This window comes from Dyadobacter sp. 676, from assembly GCF_040448675.1.
Taxonomy (GTDB): domain Bacteria; phylum Bacteroidota; class Bacteroidia; order Cytophagales; family Spirosomataceae; genus Dyadobacter.
Map to the genome: position 1 here is coordinate 5,696,860 of NZ_CP159289.1, position 21,068 is coordinate 5,717,927.

Annotated in this window: 16 protein-coding genes and 2 pseudogenes; 16 read left to right on the forward strand and 2 right to left on the reverse strand. The window is 53.5% G+C overall.

Annotated features, from left to right (window positions below):
* Window positions 1-38 precede the first annotated feature (38 nt).
* From ABV298_RS25255 to soxC, 7 genes and pseudogenes are all read left to right on the forward strand, one after another.
* Window positions 39-1,862, forward strand: a complete 1,824-nt coding sequence (locus tag ABV298_RS25255; RefSeq protein ID WP_353718907.1) for a SusC/RagA family TonB-linked outer membrane protein — start codon at window positions 39-41, stop codon at window positions 1,860-1,862.
* A complete protein-coding gene (locus tag ABV298_RS25260; protein WP_353718908.1) occupies window positions 1,822-3,072 on the forward strand; it encodes a SusC/RagA family TonB-linked outer membrane protein in 1,251 nt (416 codons plus the stop codon). The genes ABV298_RS25255 and ABV298_RS25260 overlap by 41 nt, the downstream gene beginning before the upstream one ends.
* Window positions 3,072-4,419, forward strand: a pseudogene (locus ABV298_RS25265) (RagB/SusD family nutrient uptake outer membrane protein). The gene ABV298_RS25260 and the pseudogene ABV298_RS25265 overlap by 1 nt, the downstream one beginning before the upstream one ends.
* 10 nt (window positions 4,420-4,429) lie before the next feature.
* Window positions 4,430-5,833 (forward strand): DoxX family protein, encoded by a 1,404-nt coding sequence (locus ABV298_RS25270; protein WP_353718909.1) that lies wholly within the window; start codon window positions 4,430-4,432, stop codon window positions 5,831-5,833.
* 15 nt (window positions 5,834-5,848) lie between these two features.
* Window positions 5,849-7,525, forward strand: coding sequence for a hypothetical protein (locus tag ABV298_RS25275; protein WP_353718910.1), 1,677 nt, complete (start codon window positions 5,849-5,851; stop codon window positions 7,523-7,525).
* Window positions 7,506-8,108 carry a cytochrome c gene (locus tag ABV298_RS25280; protein WP_353718911.1) on the forward strand — a complete coding sequence of 201 codons (603 nt, stop codon included), beginning with the start codon at window positions 7,506-7,508 and terminating at the stop codon, window positions 8,106-8,108. Before ABV298_RS25275 ends, ABV298_RS25280 begins: the two co-directional genes overlap by 20 nt.
* Before the next feature lie 2 nt (window positions 8,109-8,110).
* Window positions 8,111-9,356, forward strand: a pseudogene (gene soxC, locus ABV298_RS25285) (sulfite dehydrogenase).
* A gap of 212 nt (window positions 9,357-9,568) precedes the next feature.
* On the opposite strand, the gene ABV298_RS25290 reads toward soxC, so the two are convergent.
* Window positions 9,569-10,075 carry a DUF4142 domain-containing protein gene (locus ABV298_RS25290; protein WP_353718912.1) on the reverse strand — a complete coding sequence of 169 codons (507 nt, stop codon included), beginning with the start codon at window positions 10,073-10,075 and terminating at the stop codon, window positions 9,569-9,571.
* A 219-nt stretch (window positions 10,076-10,294) separates the two neighbouring features.
* Here ABV298_RS25290 and ABV298_RS25295 point away from each other — a divergent pair, with 219 nt between their 5' ends.
* Window positions 10,295-10,813 carry a DUF4142 domain-containing protein gene (locus tag ABV298_RS25295; RefSeq protein ID WP_353718913.1) on the forward strand — a complete coding sequence of 173 codons (519 nt, stop codon included), beginning with the start codon at window positions 10,295-10,297 and terminating at the stop codon, window positions 10,811-10,813.
* A 35-nt stretch (window positions 10,814-10,848) separates the two neighbouring features.
* The gene (locus tag ABV298_RS25300) at window positions 10,849-11,592 is read left to right on the forward strand and encodes an FRG domain-containing protein (RefSeq protein WP_353718914.1); all 744 of its coding nucleotides are present in this window, start codon (window positions 10,849-10,851) and stop codon (window positions 11,590-11,592) included.
* A 279-nt stretch (window positions 11,593-11,871) separates the two neighbouring features.
* Here the strand turns inward: ABV298_RS25300 and ABV298_RS25305 are convergent, their stop codons facing one another.
* A complete protein-coding gene (locus ABV298_RS25305) occupies window positions 11,872-12,024 on the reverse strand; it encodes a hypothetical protein (RefSeq protein WP_353718915.1) in 153 nt (50 codons plus the stop codon).
* Between the two features lie 171 nt (window positions 12,025-12,195).
* Between ABV298_RS25305 and ABV298_RS25310 the strand changes: the two genes are divergently transcribed.
* From ABV298_RS25310 to ABV298_RS25340, 7 genes are all read left to right on the forward strand, one after another.
* Window positions 12,196-12,780, forward strand: coding sequence for a Crp/Fnr family transcriptional regulator (locus ABV298_RS25310; RefSeq protein ID WP_353718916.1), 585 nt, complete (start codon window positions 12,196-12,198; stop codon window positions 12,778-12,780).
* 73 nt (window positions 12,781-12,853) lie between these two features.
* Window positions 12,854-13,825, forward strand: coding sequence for a zinc-binding alcohol dehydrogenase family protein (locus ABV298_RS25315; protein ID WP_353718917.1), 972 nt, complete (start codon window positions 12,854-12,856; stop codon window positions 13,823-13,825).
* A gap of 218 nt (window positions 13,826-14,043) precedes the next feature.
* Window positions 14,044-14,625 carry an RNA polymerase sigma-70 factor gene (locus ABV298_RS25320; protein ID WP_353718918.1) on the forward strand — a complete coding sequence of 194 codons (582 nt, stop codon included), beginning with the start codon at window positions 14,044-14,046 and terminating at the stop codon, window positions 14,623-14,625.
* Window positions 14,626-14,708: 83 nt separating this feature from the next.
* Window positions 14,709-15,893 carry a FecR domain-containing protein gene (locus ABV298_RS25325; RefSeq protein ID WP_353718919.1) on the forward strand — a complete coding sequence of 395 codons (1,185 nt, stop codon included), beginning with the start codon at window positions 14,709-14,711 and terminating at the stop codon, window positions 15,891-15,893.
* 353 nt (window positions 15,894-16,246) lie between these two features.
* Window positions 16,247-19,519 (forward strand): TonB-dependent receptor, encoded by a 3,273-nt coding sequence (locus ABV298_RS25330; protein WP_353718920.1) that lies wholly within the window; start codon window positions 16,247-16,249, stop codon window positions 19,517-19,519.
* Between the two features lie 48 nt (window positions 19,520-19,567).
* On the forward strand, window positions 19,568-20,089 hold the full coding sequence (locus ABV298_RS25335; RefSeq protein ID WP_353718921.1) for a hypothetical protein: 522 nt from the start codon (window positions 19,568-19,570) through the stop codon (window positions 20,087-20,089).
* Window positions 20,013-21,047: a RagB/SusD family nutrient uptake outer membrane protein gene (locus tag ABV298_RS25340; protein ID WP_353718922.1), complete on the forward strand. Its 1,035-nt coding sequence runs from the start codon at window positions 20,013-20,015 to the stop codon at window positions 21,045-21,047. Before ABV298_RS25335 ends, ABV298_RS25340 begins: the two co-directional genes overlap by 77 nt.
* Window positions 21,048-21,068: the final 21 nt, after the last annotated feature.

The window sequence follows — 21,068 nt, forward strand, 5'->3', positions numbered from 1 at the left end:
AGGATGGAGTGAAATATTCATTATTAAATCCGATATGTATGCATTTTATAAATAAGGCCCTTGTGGTGAGTCGGGCGCGGTATTTTCTGGGAGTGTTGCTTGGGCTGGTGCTGGGCGCGACAGCCTTTGCCGGGCCTGGGGAACTGACGGGCAAAGTGACGGATACGGATGGAGCTGCTTTGCCCGGGGTTAATATCCAGATCAAAGGTACCACGCAGGGTACTGTAACCGACGCCGAGGGCAACTTTCATATCGATGTAGCGGAAGGGCAGGAACTGGTGGTGTCGTTTATCGGTTACGTCAGCCAGCAAATCCGGCCCGGCAGGCAGAGCAGCCTTACTGTGAAGCTGGAAACAGATCAGCGGCAGTTGAATGAGGTGGTTGTGGTAGGCTACGGCACGCAGGAGCGCAGAAATGTGATCGGTTCCATTGCCAAGGTGGATCCCGCCGACGTGAAAAGTATCCCGGCCGGCAGTTTCGATGCCCAGTTACAAGGAAAAGTCCCCGGCGTGCAGATTACCTCCAATACCGGCGTGCCCGGCGAGGCGGTGACCGTGCGCGTGCGGGGCGCCACTTCTATCAATGCCGATAACGACCCGCTCTACGTGATCGACGGCGTGTTTATGAACAGCAACAGCATGCAAACCACCAACACCGGTGGCAAGGCGACATCGCCTATTGCAGACATTAACCCCAACGACATCGAGAGCCTGGAAGTGCTCAAAGACGCCGAAGCTACGGCCTTGTACGGCTCCCGCGGCGCGAACGGGGTCATTATCATTACCACCAAAAGAGGGAAGTATAACCAAAAAGCCAAAGTAAGCCTGAATGCTTCCTACGGCTGGGCAAAAGCGGCGAAGCTTTGGGATCTGACGACCGGTCCTGAGCATGCCCAATTGGTAAACGAATGGTGGATCAACACCGGTAAGGACACACCTTCGCTGAATAGAACGGAGGCCAATCGCCCGTTCCGACCGGTTTCGGAAGGCGGCCGCGGCTTGCCGGAGGAGCAGAAGACGTACGACCGCCTCGGCGAGATTTTCCAGACCGCCCCCTTGCAGAATTACGATCTGTCGGTTTCCGGCGGAACGGCTTCTACCAAGTATTACATCGGCGCCGGTTATACCAGCCAGGAATCGATTTTGAAGCCGATTACATTCAACCGGGCGAGCTTCAAAGTAAATCTCGACCAGAAGATTTCGGACAAAATCCAGGTGGGCGTAAGCAACAGCTTCGCGCGCACGTTCCGTAACCAGGCGCGTGCGGGCGATGGGCCGGCAGGTGGTCTGTTGCAGGCGGCATTGCATACGCCTACCTACCTTTCGCCTACCAACGAGAATGGCGAGCTGGTAGGCCGCGCGGGTTTCGACAATGTGACTTTACTGTTGCAAAACTATGATGTAAAGGCTGTGAGCCTGCGCTATATCGGTAACCTGTATGCCGAAGCCGACATTTTACCTAACCTCAAATTCCGCACAAGCTGGGGTTTGGATTTCAATAATTACGATGAAAACGAATACTGGAACACCTTTCTGATTACCGGCAGCCCGAACGGTTTTGCATCCGCAAATAATGGTCAGGCTACGACATGGCTCAATGAGCAGACACTTTCCTACCGCCAGAAAATCGGCACCAGGCATACCTTCGGCATTTTGCTCGGCAACACCATTCAGAGCGACCTGAACACCGGTACCACGGCCACGGGGCGCGGCTTTGCCAATAATTCATTTAAACTGATATCTTCTGCTGCTACCACGACGGGTTCCAGCAACTGGTCGAAGAAAAACCTCGCTTCGTTTTTCTCCCGCGTCGATTACAACTATGGGGGGCAAATACCTGATCGATTTCAGCATCCGGGCTGATGGCTCGTCGAGCTTCGGGGCTGATCGCAAATGGGGCTATTTCCCGTCGGTAGGGGGTGCATGGCGGGTGAAGCAGGAAGATTTCCTCAAAAATTCTTCCACGGTCAGCGACCTAAAAATCCGCGCGAGCTATGGCGTAACGGGCAATCAGAACGGCCTTGGCAGTTTCGCGGCGTTGGGCCTTTGGAATAGCGGCTCATCGTACCAGGGTAATCCCGGTATCGCACCTCAGCAACTGGCCAACCCGGATTTGCAATGGGAGCGCACCAACCAGCTGAACGCCGGTGCGGATATCGCATTCTTCGGAGACCGCCTGGGTATCGAGTTGAATGTGTACCGCAAGTACACCAGCAATGGCCTGCTTTCGCTTTCGCTGCCCGCCACTACCGGTTTTGCCAGCTACCGCAGCAACACGGCCGAAATCAGCAACAAAGGTTTCGAGCTTGCGATCCGCTCGGTGAATTTCCAGAACAGCGCGTTTTCATGGATTACTACTTTTAATGTGGCGCGTAATGTCAATAAAATTGAAAAACTGGAAAACCCGCTGGAATATGGCAGCCGCAGCCTGATCCTGCTGCAACAGGGCCATCCGCTCTATTCGTTCTGGGTTTACAAACAGCTTTATGTAGATCCGCAAACGGGTAACACGGTTTATGAAGACGTAAGCAAGGACGGCAAGATCACCGTGGCCGACCGGCAGATCGACGGCAGCATCTGGCCCAAGTTCTTCGGCGGGCTCACCAACACGGTCACCTACAAAGGTTTCGACGTGAATGCATTTCTCGCATTCAGCTACGGGAACAAGGTGTATAACCACAACAAGTTCTTCGGCGAGGGCGGCGGTGCCCGCGATGCGGCGCGTGTGATCTTCGCGAGCAACAATGCACGCTGGCAGAAACCGGGCGACATTACCGACGTGCCGCGTCCCGATGGCGTGAATGTGAACAATTACCGCGACGGCGGAAGCCGTTGGCTCGAAGACGGTTCGTTCGTACGCCTACGCAACCTGACCATCGGTTATACCATTCCGGTAAGGCACATTAGCTCGCTCCGCATCTACGCCACGGGCAGCAATTTATTCACTATTACCAAATACACCGGCCTCGATCCTGAATCAAGCGCATCGAGCGCGCAGAATGAGCAGGGGATTGACCTGGGTACACCGCCGCAGCCCCGCAGTTTCCAGCTCGGCGTTAACCTGACATTTTAATGATTGAAAACATGAAAGCATTTAAATATTTACTGCCGCTTTCCTTGCTGGTCGGGCTGGATTCCTGCAACAGTTTCCTTGACGTACAACCAAGGGCGTCCATTTCCGATGCACAAACGATCACAGACAGGGCTTCTGCCGAAACGGCGATCAATGGGGCTTATAGCGCGCTCCGCAGCTATTATAGCGTTGATTTCCAGTCGGTAGGGTATCTGTCGGGCGATAATATCCAGTGGACGGGCTCGCAGTCGCAGGTCCAGGAGTTTATCAACCACCGGGTAAATGCGGAAAACTCAACAATTTCGGCCGTCTGGACCGGCATTTACACCATGCTCAACCGCGTCAACCACGTGATTGACAAGGTGCCGAAAGTTCAGGATCCGCTTTTCACCGAATCTCAGAAAAACAAGCTCACCGGCGAAGCGCACTTCTTGCGCGCATTGGCCTATTTCGATCTTGCACGCATCTGGGGGGGGCGTGCCCATTATCACCAAGCCGACCGCCACGCCCGCCGACAACCGGGGCATCGAGCGCTCCACGCAGGAACAGGTATATGCGCAGGTACTGGCCGACCTGAATGTCGCCGAGTCGCTGTTGCCTGCGACCACCGACCGCTTCCGCGCGACGCAAAAGACGGTCTGGGCATTGAAAGCGCGGTATTTTCTGTATCGGAAAGACTATGCGAAAGCGGACGAATATGCTTCCAAAGTGATTGCGGATGCAGCCAATTATCAGTTGGTAAAGCCCTACAATGCTTTCTTTGCCAACGACGCCCGGGGGACCAGCGAGTCGGTTTTCGAGATATTTTATAGTGTCAATGAGACGAACGGGCACAGGGGGCAGTGGCAGCCGCAGGAAAAAGGCGGTACCCGTCAATGGGCGCCTAACGACGCTCTTGTGGCATTGGTCAATGACCCGGACATAGGCGGTAACCGTAACGCGCTTGTGGCCAAGGACAATCAGGGGCGCTGGTACGGCAATATGTACTACCGCAGCCCCGCTACGGATCCGACTTTCGTGATCCGCATTGCAGAGCTCTACCTTATCCGTGCGGAAGCGCGCGCTTATACGGGTGCCCTCGCAGGCGCGCAAGCGGACCTGAATGCGATCCGCGAACGTGCGGGCATCGCCAAAAGTACCGCGTCGACTGCCGAGCAGCTATTGCTCGCGATCGAAAACGAGCGCCGCATCGAATTTGCTCTGGAACCACATCGCTGGTTCGACCTTGTTCGCACCGGTCGTGCCGCGGCGGTGCTCAACGTGACGGACGCCAACCGCCTGCTGTTACCCATTCCGGCCGAGCAGCTGCTGATCGATAAGGCTTTAAAACAAAATCCCGGCTACTAATCCTGAACCTATGGCACAAAACACGGCTTACCGGCGCCTTCACGCCACCGACGCATTACCTGCTGCTTCCCGGCCCGCTGCTTCGGGGGCATGGACGCCGTCTGAAAAAGCGTTGTTCCGCGTTGCATTCATCTACTTCACCCTTCAATGCATCCCGCTCGACTGGAAATATTACCGTCGTGTTTTTCAGATTGACTGGCTGAACCTGACCTACGGCGATATTTTCGATCTGGCACGTTACCAGCCGCGGTTTTTCGAGGATCAGGACACGTTCCTCAACTGGCTCCTCGTACTGGCTATCGCCGTGGCCGGGGCCGTTTACTGGGGCACGCGCGAGAAGAACCGCCGCGATTACAACCTGCTTTATTACTGGCTGCGCGTGGTTGTCCGCTACCGCCTGGCGGCCGGGCTTATCGCCTATGGTTTTATCAAATTTTATCCCTTACAGGCACCGCTGCCGTCAATCAGTAATCTGAATACGGCCTACGGCGATTTCAGTGCGTGGAAGCTGTTCGCATTAAGCCTCGGGGTAGTGCCCGATTATGAGTCGTTCCTGGGACTGGTGGAACTGGTGGGCGGTCTGCTGCTACTCCACAGGAAAACTACCACTATCGCTACGCTCATTGTCATCCCATTTACCGGTAATGTGTTTTTCTCTAACCTGGCCTACGAAGGCGGCGAATACGTGTACAGTTTGTATCTGATCGTGCTGGCAGTATTCCTTTTCGCATTCGATGCGGCCCGGCTCTACCGCCTTTTTGCATTGGAAAAACCCACCCAGCCCAACCGGTTCACGCCGGAGTTCAGCGATACCCGGTTGAAGTTCGGTCGCGTGGCGTTGAAGGCTGCGTTCGTAGCGTTTTTTGTGGTCGTTTACGGTTCCAAAACTTATGCGGGTTACCATTCCAACCCTTATCAATATCCTGCCAAAGCGGGTTTGCCCGGCGCTGCGGGGCTTTATAATGTAGAGCAATTCGTCATCAATGGCGACACGCTCCTTTATTCGCCGCTGGACCCGGTTCGCTGGAAAGATGTGGTTTTCGAGAAATGGGCGACGCTCAGCATCCGCTCCTCGCGCCCGCTGGTGGTCGACTCGACCAATGTGGAGCAAATCCACTTCGACGATGCCAGGCGGAATTTCGAATTCGCCGGCTCCGGCGGGCGACATTACTACGGCTATGATTTGGACGAATCTTCCAAAACCCTGAAACTGATCAATAAGGTCAATGCGGTCGACCAGCTGATATTGCACTATTCCCGTCCCGACAGCACCACGATCCAGCTTTCGGGCATCGCCAATGGTGGGGATTCGTTACAGGTCGTTTTGAAGAAAATCAACAAGAAGTATCTGTTCGAGGAAGTGAAAAAAGTAGGCCGGCGCCCATCCGGTCCGGGAGGTGATTTTAAACTGTAAATCAAAATATTAACTATGTCTACGATCAGAACAACCCAGGAAGGTCCGACACCCGCCGCGACAAAGCAGGTCGCTGCGGATACCGCCGGGCAGGCAACGGGCAGCAGCTGGCCCGAATGGCAGAAAGTCCTTTTCCGTATCGCCTTCGTATTTTTCCTGGCGATGTCCATCCCCAACAGCGCCGGCTGGTACACCGACCTTGTCACCTTCGACTGGACGCGCCTGCATTACCGCGATGTGTATGATATCGCCCGTTTTGGCTCCGGCCTCGATTTCTTCGGCCGCACTATTTTCGGCAGTCCGCTGGAAGGCTACGCGACCTGGATCATCACCTTAATGGCGTCTATTGTCGTCGGGCTGATATGGACCGTGATTGTCAAGGCAATCAGGCGCGAGCCGAAGAAATATAACCTGCTTTACTACTGGATACGCGTGATCGTCCGCTACCGAGCAGGCATCGGGATCATCGGTTTTGGGTATACCAAACTGATGCCTACCCAGATGCCATACCCGTCGTACGGGCTGCTGAACACGAATTTCGGCGATTTTACCTTGCAGAAAATCTACTGGCTTTCAGTCGGGATTGTACCCTGGTACCAGGTATTTGCTGGCGTAGTGGAGCTTACGGCTGGTATTTTGCTGTTTTTTCGCAGCACTACCACCCTTGGCGCGATTCTGCTGTTTGGCGCCTTAGGTGATATCGTGTATGTCAACTTTGCCTACGACGGCGGTGTGCATGTTTACAGCTCGTATTTCGTATTGCTGGCCGCGTTCTTGCTCGTCAGGGATATCCCAAAATTCTGGAACCTGCTCATTCTCGAACGTTTCACCGTTCCTGATAGCTACTATCCCGCATTTTCCCGAAAGTGGCAGCAATATGTGCGCTATGGCCTTAAAGCATTCGTTTTCGGCTTATTCGTATTCTATTTGTTCTGGCTGCAATATGTGAATTTCAAATACGATCCATATAAACAGCCCTCCACCGCGGGCATCAGGGAGCTTCGCGGCAACTATAACGTAACTGAGTTCAGGATCAATAACCGGGAAATCCCGTACTCGCCGACAGATACTGTCAGATGGCAGTGGGCGACATTTGAGAATTGGACTACGTTGACTTTCAAAGTGAACAAACCCACCCCGCTGGATCTTTCCAATGGCGGCGGAGCGCCGATGCGCGACCTCGGCCGCACCTTTGAGCTCACCGGCACGGCAGGCGGGCAGCGGGTGTTCCATTATCTGGCCGATACCTTGGAGCATACCTTGTATTTGCAGGACAAATATGCACGGGGAGGCCCGCGTGATGGCGTTGGCCAGCTGAATCCAAGAGAAGCCAGGCGATCAGAACCTGGGCACGGCGGTCGGAATGGACGGGGCGAACGAGGAGAAGGCAGGGGCAGCAACAGGGACGGCGACCCCAACTGGATCAGCCCGGCGGCGTTGGCACGAATCGGGGACGAGAATAAGATGATCCACCCGCTCGGCCGATCGGCACGCCGCGACCGGGAGTTTGCTGCCAAACCACGCCCGGGCAAGCGCAACCGCATGGTCCTGAACTACTCGACTACCGACGGCTCGCGTGTGATTTTGAAAGGAATTGATGAGAAAAAAGATTCCATTTATGTGGTACTCGACCGGGTGGAAAGGCCCTACGTCCTGGCTAAAAGCACGCTCAATGCAGGGAAATACGATTAGATACTTGGGCCATGCGGCCGCGCTGGCTGCTATCTCGCTGATCGGGATGAGTCTCCAGGCGGGCCGGCAACACCACAACGCGTTGCTGGCCGACACGCTTTCCCAGCCCGTCCGTTTCGGTTTTGGCCGACCGGCCACGACCGCTGAAATTGCTGTACTGGACATCGACGTCCGTCCCGACGGCGAAGGCTTGCCGAAAGGCGAGGGGAATGTCGCGGAAGGCAAGGCTATTTACGCGCTCAAATGCGCGGGTTGCCATGGCGTTACCGGCACCGAAGGCCCCAACGACAGGCTTGTGACAGGCGATACGGCCCGGGCCGGCGCGCGGCGCATCCGGGCCATTGGCAACTACTGGCCTTACGCCACCACCATTTTCGACTACATACGACGGGCAATGCCATTCAACCGACCCGGCTCGCTGGACGATCGGGAAGTGTACAGCCTTACCGCCTATTTGCTTCATGCCAATGGCTTATGGGACGAAAAAGCTGCTTTGAATGCCCAGAACCTTCCCAAAGTCCAAATGCCCGCTAGGGACAGATTCGTGCCCGATGATCGCGGCGAGGGTCCGGAAATCAGATAACCATGCAGCGACCCGACGACAGAAAATCTATCATTTCCGGCGCGATCAGCCGGCGAAGTTTGCTGGCAGGTGCGGCTGCGGCTTCCGTTGTGCTGGTGCAAACTGCCAGCGGTAAGGCATTTCAGGCCGCATTGACCGCCTCTGAGCTGGCTGGCGAAGATCCTACCAAAGTGCCGGGCGTACCACCGGGGGGCGCTGGGGACGCGTTCGCCTTTTGAAAAGCCCGTGAAAATCTATTCCGAGACTTCTTCGCGGACGCCTTTGCAGGACTTGCACGGCATGCTTACGCCTTCGGACCTGCATTACGAGCGTCACCATGGCGGGGTGCCCGCTATTGATCCGGCCAGATATGAGCTGGCGATCCACGGCATGGTGGATAAACCGATGGTATTCACGCTGGCCGACCTTAAACGTTTTCCCTCCGTATCACGCATCGCGTTTCTCGAGTGTTCCGGCAATTACCGGGGTGCCGGTGACGGCAAGATCACGCCGCAGGAGATTTGCGGGCTTACCAGTCAGAGTGAATGGACAGGCGTGGCACTATCGACGATTTTCCGCGAAGTAGGTGTGGATCCCAAGGCATCCTGGTTTCTGGCCGAAGGCGGGGACGCGGCAGTTATGACGCGCAGCATTCCCGTCCACAAAGGCTGGGATGACGCGATCATCGCGTATGGGCAGAACGGTGAGGCGGTCCGTCCCGAACAAGGGTACCCGGTACGCCTCTTTCTGCCGGGGTGGGAGGGCAATGCGAACGTCAAATGGCTCCGTCGGATCGAACTGGCCGACGCACCATTTATGACCCGGGAAGAAACTTCCAAATACACCGAAGCTATCGGCGGCGGTAAAATCCGGCAGTTTAGTTTCACAATGGACGCCCGGTCCATCATTACCTATCCGTCGTATCCTGCCAAAGTCGAAAAGGGCTGGATAGAAATCCGGGGTATTGCCTGGAGTGGGAGGGGTAAGGTAACCCACGTAGAAGTGAGCACCGACGCGGGCAAAACCTGGCAGCATGCCACATTGCAGCAACCTGTGCTCGACAAGGCTATTACGGCTTTCCGTTATTTGTGGAATTGGGATGGTCATCCTACCGAGATCATGAGCCGGGCGGTGGATGAAACCGGCTATGTGCAACCGTTCTTGAAACAATTGCTGACAGCGCGCGGCGGAAATATGGGCTACCATTTCAACCCCGTCACTGCATGGTATTTGCAACGGGATGGACAGGTGTTATTCAATGCCACCTAGTTTTTATTTTGTATTAATCCACTTCGATCTTGCTTACCTTATTAACGCTTTTTCGTAAATTACCCGCTCCCACATTGCTATGGCGTTGGAAGAATGATCATGTATAGTGAGCCTAAATGGAATTGAAATCACTATTTGTACTGTTAGCACTGTTAATACCGCTAATTTGCTTGATTATCATTGAGTTCATACAGATAGCCTGACAGCTTGAATCAGATAGAGTCCTTCACCAGTATGGCCTTTTCCAGATTTTCGCGAATGATCGGCAGTTTCGTTCTCGCCCATGCTCTGATGCTCATATCCTGGCCCGAGGCAACCTCCATTTCGTAAACTGCAACCAGGTCATAGTGCGCCGTAACCACCATTTCCATGAAGGCCGCGTCGAAAGACTCGCCGGGTTCGGCACGCAGGCTGTCGATTTTCCCGGTACCTGCATCGGATAGTTCTTTTACAGGGATCCTCTTTTGCCACCCGAGCGCTATCAACTCGCGGTTCATGGCATTCGCAAATGCAACGGATTCTCCCGCGTACCGGCGCAGATCGGGCGCGGTAGAGCGGTTGAGGGCGGTTTCTCCGGCGCGCATACAAAGCAGGTTCAGATCGGACGCAGAGCGCACGAATTGTTTATCGATCTCCGGCGGAACAGGCGGCTCATTTAGCGTGCATGAAAGCGATGACAAGCAGATGATCGTGATCAGTGTATAGGTAGCGATTTTCATAAAGTTTTGAATTGAGGTTTTTGAATATGATGAACCGGTTTGATGTGGATAAAAATTGGCGGCGCCTTGTAAAAAAGTGTTCCAGCAGCGAATGCAGGCACGCTTTTTATAAGCACACCGCGGTTATTTCAACCCCCATGTCGTCACCATCGCGAAGCTGCCGCGAGGCGGTCTTTGCACGATGTGGCTATTGTTCAATCAAACCAAACCAATCGTATTATGAAAAAGCTGTTACTTCCATTGGGCTTTACAAGCATGTTTTTCGTTGTGACCTCCTGCACCGACCATAACGGTGACGGAATGCTCGCGCAAACAGACCGTGATTTTATGATGAAGGCTGCGGAGAGCAACCTGTTCGAGATCAAGGCGGGAGAAATAGCCTCAGGTAAGGCTGCTGCGGACTCAGTCCGGCATTATGGTCACCATATGGTCGTGGACCACGGCATGGCCACGACGGAGCTGAAAAACCTTGCGCAGATGAAGATGCTCACGCTGCCCGAAACCCTTCCGCCAGCCAAACAAATGAAACTTGATAGCCTGGCTATGCTTACTGGCATGACTTTCGACTCGGTGTATATGGCGATGATGGTGATCTCACATGTAGAAACGATCGATCAGTTTAAGTTGGAAACTACGTTGGGCCAAGACCCGGACGTCAAGTCGTTTGCAGAAAGCAAACTTCCCGTCCTTCATCACCATCTGGATGAGGCCATCCGCTTGAAGGAATGGCTATGGTAACCGGCCGCATCGGAGAATACTGAATCAGAAACAGAATGAAATCGATCGAAGTACATAGCGTTGACCAATATATCCGTGAAATACTCGGATTGGACAGGGATACTTCCGATTTTTGCATCTTTCGGGGGCAGCGGGTAAAAGCGCCGCTGACCCCATCGATTGCCCGATACGATAACGCCGAGCGTATTCCTTCGATCGAACAAAGAATGCTTGCCGACTTGAGGCGAATGGGAAAGATGCTGATCGGTAGCGCGGTTTCCGACGATTGGGAGCTGCTGATCCTTGCGCAGCATTACGGATTGAAGACCCGGCTTCTGGACTGGTCGAGCAATCCGCTGGTAGCATTGTTTTTTGCCATTCGGGATATCGACGATTCTCAGAACCCGTCGTATGTATATGCATTCCGGGGAAGCGACAGGCAGGTCTTCGACAAAGAAAATAGCCTGGCCGGGCAGGCCAACAGATCTCCGTTTGAAATCGACGAGCTGAAAGTACTCCGGCCGTCGATGAATAACGAGCGCATCATCGCCCAATCAGGCTGGTTTACCGTTCATCCTTACGACGAGGCGCGCAAAAAGTTCATACCGATGGACCAGGACGAGGAAATCAGATCGAGCGTAACCGAATTTGTCATCAAAGCCGGTATCAAGGCCAGACTGATAGAAGATCTGAATATGCTGGGTTTTAACGCGCAGACAATGTTTCCCGAACTGACCGGCCTTTGCCATTACCTCAACTGGCAATATCTCCGTGCGCCGCAGCTCGCCGCCGCGCGGTAAACAATTCCGGCTCTACTGCGCATCAGGAGACGGAACGCGCTAAAAGAAACTTGCGGCAGAGGGAAGCCGGATTTGACCACTGCCGGATGCGGCGTACTATATCTGGGCTTATCGCGTTGCTACCGTTTACGAATATCGCATTGCCCGCGTTGGCTGGCTTATTTCTGTGGCTGCTGCCCGCTGGCGAGCCGCTCAGATTACGACGCTGTTTGTGAACGATGATTTCGTTTATTTCGAGTTTTCCGTGGTTCCAGGTGTTAATCGGCTTGAAATGATGTATTAACGTTGTTTGGCGACCTTGAAAACCTTTTCCCGGGTAGCGGTGAGGACTTTGATGAGGTAAATCCCCGAGGGATAGCCCTTTGAAGGAAGTTCAATTTTTTCCGTTTGCAACTGGCCGCGGGCGATCGCCTCGTTCGCTCCCGCGTACATCGAAGTCAAGGATGAAAATAGCTTGTACCCAAGTTGTAATCGAATATTAATCTTCTTTATATTGTTTTAGGTAAAATTACATGATGAACCGGATCGGTAGTGGCAAACCAATATCTTTGCTTAACATCGGAGCGCGAATATTCTTAAATCCTATTGCTAATCCCGTCGCTTATGGTTTTCCATTTCAGGGAACAATTCCCGCAGCTCAATGTCTATTGGGAGAAATATCTTCCATATATGCAACGGCGTGAAGTGCCGGCAAAAACCACCCTGCTGAAAGAGGGGCAGGTGTCGCAGAGTTATATTTTCGTCGAGAAAGGTTGTGTCCGGGCGTATTTCGATAAGGATGGCAGTGAAAAAACAGTCCAGTTCTTTTTTGAAAATTCCGGCTTCTCATCTTTTGACAGCTTTGTCAACGAAGTGCCAAGTTTGTTTACCATTGAAACCATAGAGCCATCCGTTATTTATCTGCTTTCCAGGGTATATGTGCTTCAATTGATCGGGGAGCTGAGCCATGAGCCCAGCTTTGTCCACATCATCCTGGGCATATCGGCTGCCCGGCATAAACGTTATAGTGACGAACTTGTTTCCTTCATCCGCGACACGCCCGAGGAACGATACCAGCGCCTGCTGGCCGAACGTCCGCACATCGTCAGGCGGGTTGCACAGCATTACATTGCCTCTTATCTCGGGGTCAGCGCGGTGCATTTGAGCCGGATCAAAAGCAAACTGGCAAAGGGCAAGGCACATTTTTGAATTTAGTAACATATGTTATCGTCGCGCCTCTGATGCTCATCCTAGTTTTGGCCTAAGCTAAAACAAACAGAAAATGAAAGCAGCAGTGATGTATCCCGGGGGTGGATTACCCCAATACACCGAGGTCGACGAACCGCGGATTCAACATGATAACGAAATACTGGCCACAGTAAAGGCCGTGGCTGTGAAGCACCTGGACAAAGGGATCGCTTCGGGCAAACATTATAGCAGTGCCCGCTTGCCCGAAACCGCCCGGATCCCCGGTAGCGACGGTGTTTGCCTCCTTTCGGATGGCACCCGTGTTTACGGGATGGGCGTCAGCGGAATGATGGCCGAAAAGGCTACCATCCATAAGGACCGCATTGTCGGTATACCGGATGGCCTGGACGATGCTACCGCAGCAGCGTTGCCCAATGCGGTCGTGGGAGCGGCTATGGGGCTGAAATTCAAAGCGGAAATCCAGGCCGGTGATACAGTGCTGATCAACGGGGCGACGGGTGTTACAGGACGGGTGGCCATTCAGTTGGCCAGATATTACGGTGCAAAAAAGGTAATCGGCACCGGAAGAAATCAACAATCGCTTTCCGAACTGCTCGCCCTGGGTGCCGACGAAACGATTGCGATCACAGGGGATGATGCCCGGTTCAAGGCGCAGCTGGAAGTATTGCACGAAACGACGCCGGTCAACATTGTGATCGATTACCTGTGGGGCCGTACGGCTGAACTGATCCTTTCCGTCCTGAAAGGCAACGGCATGTTCACCAACCCGGTGAGATACGTGTCGGCAGGCAGCATGTCGGGGGACCTCATACAGCTTTCGGCTGCTATCATGCGCAGCGTGGATTTGCAGCTGACAGGATCGGGGATGGGCTCATGGCCCAGGGAACATGTGCAGAAGGCTTTCACGGAAATCCTGCCGGAAGCGTTCCGGCTCGCGGCCGAAGGGAAATTAAAGTTGGAAACTACCACGGCAAAACTATCCGACATTGCAGACTTGTGGCAGCTTGACATACCAGGTGGTAATCGCCTGGTGGTCATACCATAATCTTCTCGTTCTTTCTAATGTAAATTGTTCCCGGTAATCTTCTCCGGCCGCGGGGCTGTATTGCCATCGGCTTTGCCGATCGTTTAGAACTTGGAATCGTTTTAAGGGATCAGTTCGTCCGAAATCGCCTGTTCTTGTCCCGATAGCGAAGAACATTGCCGGGCCGGGTCGGTAACTCCTTTATAATTATTTTATCATATATTTGTCTTTTTATGATTATGAATAATTATCAGGGATATACCGACCCGGCTTTGCTGGCACTTATCGCGGAGGATGACGATCTGGCATTCGCGGAGGTGTATCGCCGCTACAAGGGCGTTCTTTTCCTGCACGCCCGGCGCATTCTCGGCAACGAGGAAGAGGCAAAGGACGTCCTGCAAGAACTTTTTACCACGCTCTGGATCAAACGAAATTCGCTCCGTTTCACGACCAGTCTGTCAGCTTACCTGTATGCCTCCGTCCGCAACAGGATATTCGACATTATCGCACACCGGAAAATCGAGGAAAAGTACATCGCTTCGCTGGCCGCCTTCATAGAGAAAGGCGAATACGTTACCGACCAGCAGCTGCTGGAACAGGAACTGAAAGAGTTGATCGAAAAGGAGATCACATTGCTGCCGCCCAAAATGCGTGAAGTTTTCGAACTGAGCCGCAAGGAGAACCTGTCCTACAAAGAGATCGCAGAACAGCTTCATGTTTCTGACAAGACCGTTAAAAAGCAGGTCAATAACGCGCTCCACATTCTTCGCGAAAAGCTCGATACTGCCTTCACTTCCATCGCCTGTTTGTTCTTCCTGTAAATTTTTTTTGATTTTTTTGATATTCTTCTACTACCAACGGCTGACTTGTCCGTCTTTACTCCATAACCAGCCAATCAGCGGAAATGGAGTTCTCGAAAGCCAGGGAGTTAATTCAAAAATACAGGGACGGCACATTGACGCCGGCCGAGAAAGCAGTTCTGGAAAGCTGGTACCTGGATCTGGGTAAAGCAGATACCGAGCCTATCGACGCCGAATACCTGGAATCGCATCTCGACGAGGTCTGGAACGCATTGCCGATCGGTAAGAAGCCGGAAGCGAAGCCGGGAAGAGTAATGCCGGTTTTCCGGCGACTCGCAGTTGCGGCGTCGGTCATCTTCCTGGTGGGTATTGGCGCATACTTCTTCTATACCGGCCCCGGCACTGCCCCGGTTACGGATGCCATTGCTCCTGCCGACGTCGCTCCCGGCGTGAGCAAAGCCGTTCTAACCCTGGCCGACGGCGCCGAAATTGTACTGGACAGCGTCCTGAACGGCCAGCTGGCAAAAGAAGGGAACACGAGCATTGTAAAGACGAACCCCGGCGAAATCGTTTACAAGCCGTCCGCCGAAAATGCAGGCGAGGACCATACATTGACCTACAACACCATCGCAACACCCAAAGCCGGGCAGTTTCAGGTGAGGCTTCCCGACGGTACCAAAGTGTGGCTTAATGCGCAGTCGTCTATCCGGTTCCCGACCGTCTTCTCCGGGCGCGAGCGCGTGGTCGAAATCATGGGCGAGGTGTATTTTGAGGTCACCCAAAAGAAAGCAGGTTCGCGCAAAGTTCCGTTCAAAGTGCTCGCAGGCAAGCAGTTGGTTGAAGTGTTGGGCACGCGATTCAATATCAACAGTTATCAGGACGAAGGCAAAATCAAAACGACATTGCTCGAAGGGAGCATCAAGGTACGCGAGTCGGACCATGCCGGTGGCGGCGTGTTGCTCCGTCCCGGGCAGCAGTCAGAACTGGTGGCGACCGGAAAGGCAAATAAGGGTAGCAAAAGCGAATTTGACGTGAGGACGGTCGACGCAGGTGCCGCGGTGGCCTGGAAGGACGGTTTCTTCCGTTTCGACAATGTGGGCCTACCCGAACTGATGCGGCAACTTTCGCGCTGGTACGACATGGACGTCGTTTACCACGCGCCCATCGGGGATCATGAGTTTGTGGGGCAGATCGAAAGGAGCGCTCCGCTGTCGAAAGTTTTGAAAATACTTGAAATGGGCGATGTGCATTTCCGCGTGGAAGGCAAGACGATCATCGTGACCGAATAGCCCTGTATGACTTATCCGACCACTTAAACCCTGCCGCTATGAATACCGAGTGAATCAGACCCCACGGGGATTTCATCAAAAGAAAGCCGTTTCAGATGCGACCTGAAACGGCTGGTGTCCGGAATCCCCAACCAGCCTGGGCCAAGAGCGCCAGGAGGGTTGCATTTGTTAGCTAAAACATTTTTTCAATTCCAAACCTGGTCAAAAATATGCAAATTTTTGTACATGGGAAAACTGCGTTTATATGTATACGTTATTTTCCGAAAATATTATTGGTGATGAAATTGACGGCTTTAATACTAACCATGGTATGCCTTCATGTATCAGCAGCCGGTTTTTCGCAGAAAATCAGTATGGCGGTAAGAAACAAACCGCTGGCGGCTGTCTTCTCCGACATACAAAAGCAAACCGGCTACCAGTTCTTCTACGACAACAAGATCGTCAAGAAAGGCAATAATGTGACGGTCGATATCCGTTCGGGGTCGATTGTTGACGTAATGGACGCTGTGATGAAGGGACAACCGCTTACTTACAGCATCATCGACAAGACGGTCGTGATCAAACGGAAAGCGGAAACAGGCGGCGATCCCAGGCTGGAAAGCAATGCCGAGAAAGTGGAAACGAGGACAGGCGGCACAAATCAGGGCACGCTTTTGGACAAAAACCTGGAAGCGCTGCTGCGGGCCCCGGATGAGTCCCGGAAGGCCGACCTGAACATAACCGGCAAGGTAACCGACGAAAAAGGTGATGGTTTGCCGGGTGTGAGCGTCATCCTGAAAGGCTCCCAGCGGGGGACTACCACCGACGTCGACGGTTCGTTTCAAATCGATGTGCCGGACAACGGTTCCATGCTTATTTTCAGTTTTGTAGGATATGTTTCCAAAGAGGTGGTTGTTGCTTCGCAGTCGTCGCTGGCCGTAACTCTTCAAATTGACAACCGAAGTCTGGAAGAAGTGGTGGTGGTCGGCTACGGCACGGTTAAGAAAAGCGACCTGACGGGCTCGCTATCGCAGGTCAAAGCCAAAGAACTGAATGCATATCCGGCTACGAATGTATTGCAGGCGCTTTCGGGGCGTGCCGCTGGCGTGCAGGTATTGCAAAACAACGGTTCGCCAGGTGGTGGCATCAGCGTTCGCATCCGGGGAACAAACTCGCTGAATGGCGGTAACGAACCGCTTTACGTGGTGGATGGCTTCCCGATCAACGACGGTAACCCTACGATTCTGAACAATGCCGACATCGAGAGTATGGAAATCCTCAAAGATGCGTCGGCCACTGCAATCTACGGTTCACGCGGCGCGAATGGTGTGATTCTGATCACCACCAAACAAGGAAAGGCGGGCAGGACCCGCGTCGACTTCGAGACCAGTTACAGCATTCAGAAGCTGCGCAAAAAGCTGGACATGATGAATGCGGCCGAATATGCCACATTCTACAACGAGCAGGCCGCCAACGACAAGCTGAATCCGTACTTCACCCAGGCGCAAATAGATGCTATGGGCGAAGGCTACGACTGGCAGAACCTGATATTCAGGCAGGCCGCGATGAAATCGACCTCGCTGAATGTCAGCGGGGGTAACGAAAAGACAAATTTTTCCTTGTCGGGAAGCGCCTTCAACCAGGATGGGATCGTCAAGGGGAGCGATTATAACCGCTACTCCCTGCGCGCCAACATCAGCCACGCAATCAGTAAAAAGTTCAGTCTCAATTTCAGCGGGACTTTGAGCCGGCTCGTTACTGCCCGCAAGGACAGTGAAGGTGGAGGCCGCGGTACTTCGATGATTTCTTCGGCTCTGGGCGCGCCCCCGTCGTTGACACCCTACAATGAAGACGGAAGTTACAGGGTCCTGGCCACTGCCTATCCCTTCGTGGCAACCGACCTGATCAACCCGATCAACTTCATCAATGAACAAAATAAGAAGACCAGGGCCAATGTAGCCCTCCTGAATGCGGCCCTGATTTTCAAGCCTATCGAGGACATTACCATTAAAATTGCCGGTGGTATGGAAAACCGCGACGACCGCACAGATGAATATACCACTACAAAATTTGTCCGTTCCAGCGGGGTTGCGGCTGTGAGCACCGGTCAGTTTACCAGTTACCTCAGCGAAAACACGGTCAGCTACAACAAAACGATCGCCGACAGGCACAGCGTTTCAGCTGTGGCCGGGTTCACCTATCAGGACTTTACCAAAACATCCCTGTCGGGTAGAGGGGTCGGATTTCTAAGCAATACCACCCAGACCTACGACCTGGAGTCGGCCACCACGCCCGGGATTCCCACATCCGCGTATTCGAAATCCGTCCTGCTGTCCTACCTGGCGCGGTTGAACTACGCGTTCGGCAGCAAATACCTGGCGACCGTCAGCATGCGCCGGGACGGGTCTTCCAAATACACCGAAGGCGATAAATGGGGCTATTTCCCCTCTGCCGCCCTCGCCTGGCGGGTTTCCAATGAAGAATTCCTGAAAAACAGCCCGGTAATCTCCGATCTGAAAGCACGCGCAAGCTGGGGGCTTACCGGAAGCCAGGCTATCAGCGCCTATGCGACTTTGAATCAACTCAGTGCCGGGAAAACCGCGTTTGGCGACGCACTTTACAATACTTATACGCCGGGTACGAAGCTGCCGGGCAACTTGAAATGGGAGACTACCGAGCAAAAAGACTTCGGCATCGACCTCGGGTTATTTAAGAACCGGCTCATCGTAACGGCCGATTACTATATCAAAAACACCCGCGACCTGCTTAACACCGTCACGCTTCCTGCCTCGCTGGGCTACACCACGACGATCCGCAATGTGGGCGAGGTGCAGAACAAAGGTTTCGAGCTGGGTGTGGACGGCCGCATTCTGACCGGCGCATTCAAATGGGACATGAATGCCAACATTTCGATGAACCGTAACAAAGTGGTGAAACTCAACGACGGGCAGGACGTCCTCGGTGGAGCCGTTAATGTGGTGGTAATCAATGATGTGACCAGCATACTTCGGGAAGGAAGGCCTATCGGGCAGTTCTGGGGATACGTGGAAGACGGTTACGACGAGAAAGGAAAGATCAAATACCAGGATACCGACGGCGACGGCAGTATTACCATCAGGGATAAGACCTATATTGGCAATCCCAATCCGGATTTCATTTACGGGATTAATTCCAATATGTCCTACAAGAACTTCGACCTGACGTTCTTTATCCAGGGCGTGAGCGGCAACGATTTGTTCAATGCAAGCGGAATGAGCAGCACCATCGATTACGGTTTCGGCCTGAATATGCCCAAAGACGTTTACCGCAACCACTGGACGCCTTCCAATACCAGCGCCGAATATCCGCTGATCAGCAATAACGTGAACGCGAAGGTGTCCGACCGCTATATCGAGGACGGATCCTACCTGCGCCTGAAAAACATCCAGCTGGCTTACAACTTCCCGCTGCAAAAATGGGGCGCCAAATGGATCAGCAACGCACAACTGTACGCAAGCGCGCAGAACATCCTGACGCTCACCAAATACTCCTGGTGGGATCCGGAAGTGAACTCGCGGGGAGGCAGCAACTCCACCCAGCAGGGTATCGACTTTTACAGTTATCCCATCGCCAAATCGGTCACATTCGGTTTACGGGTCGGTTTTTAATGGCCTGCCGGAATCATTTTAGCCGCTTTCATCCAGATATCATTTACCATGAAGAGTTTACCAAAAACATATCATAACTTACTGGCCATCGCCGGATTTTCTGCAATGGCGATCCTTTCGGGCGGTCTGCTCGCTTCCTGCGAGGATATGCTGAAAGAAGAGCCGCGTTCGGTAGCCGTCGAAACATTCTTCAACACCGCGGCCGAGGTGGAAACAGCAGTGAACGGAATTTTCAGTCCGTTGCGCAGCAACAACTATGCCGTGTATGAAACGTCCCTGGAATGCCAGTCGGACTTTGTCAACGGTCGGGGAAGCTGGGCGCCGCTCCACGGTTTTCAGGGGCTCGACGACGCCAACATTACCCGCGTCGGCGGTCTTTGGAATGCATTTTACCTGAGCATCCGTAACGCGAACCTGGTGATCCGGAATGCCCCCCCTGGGAACATCGATCAGCGCTGCAGATGTCAGCCGCTATGTCGCCGAAGCGAAGTTCATGCGGGCTTTCAACTATTTCCAGCTCGTGCGGAACTGGAGCGGCGTGCCGTTGCGAACGGAGACCAACATGAATGAAACAGATTTGAAGAAAAGTACGCAGGAAGAGGTCTACAACCTGATCATCTCCGATCTGCTGGCAGCCGAGGCAAGTTTGCCGGATAACCCATCGGTGGCGGGCAGGCCAACACGCTGGGCTGCGAAAACCATGCTCGCGGACGTTTACCTGACGCTCGGTAAATTCGCGGAGGCCCGCGACAAGGCAGAGGAGGTAATTGAATCGCGTAAGTTTTCCCTCGTGCCGATCACCACGAAGACGGATTTTCAGTTAAAAGTCTGGGGGCCGGAACTGGTATCTACATCGGAGGAGATTTTTTACCTGAAATATACGCGGCAGCCCGATCAGGGTAACTATATGCTCTGGGTCAGCAACCATCCCGATACGAAGTTGTTCAATTTCGGGGGCGCCTATGTGCTTTACCTGGATGTTACAAGCGATTACTACACATCCTGGGATGCCGGCGACCTGCGTAAGGCCCTTTGGGATAAAATCAATTTCGGGCTGGGCACTAACACGCTCGTGAGCTCGAAATTCACAGACCAGCAGGCCGTAAGCCAGAATGGCGCAGGCAACGACGACCCCGTTTACGGCTATTCCGACGTACTGCTGATTTATGCCGAAGCCTCTGCACGCGCGGGCAACGGCCCTACCGCCGCGGGTTTGGAAGCGCTCAACACCGTGCGCAGGAGGGCATACGCAAAGCCGTCTACGGAAGCTTCCGCAATCGACCTCGAACTGGCGGACTACAACGCCGACACATTCCTGGACCGGGTGTTGACCGAACGCAGCTATGAATTTCAATTGGGCGGAAAACGCTGGCTCGACCTGAAAAGAACGGGCAAAGCAGCGAAAGCGGTGCTGGCTGCCACCGGCAAGACAATCGCCCAGAAACATTACCTGTGGCCCATACCGGTTTCCGAAATGAACTACAATAAAGGCCTCGACCCGGCGAAAGATCAAAATCCGGGTTATTGAACATTAAAAAGGTATCTGCTA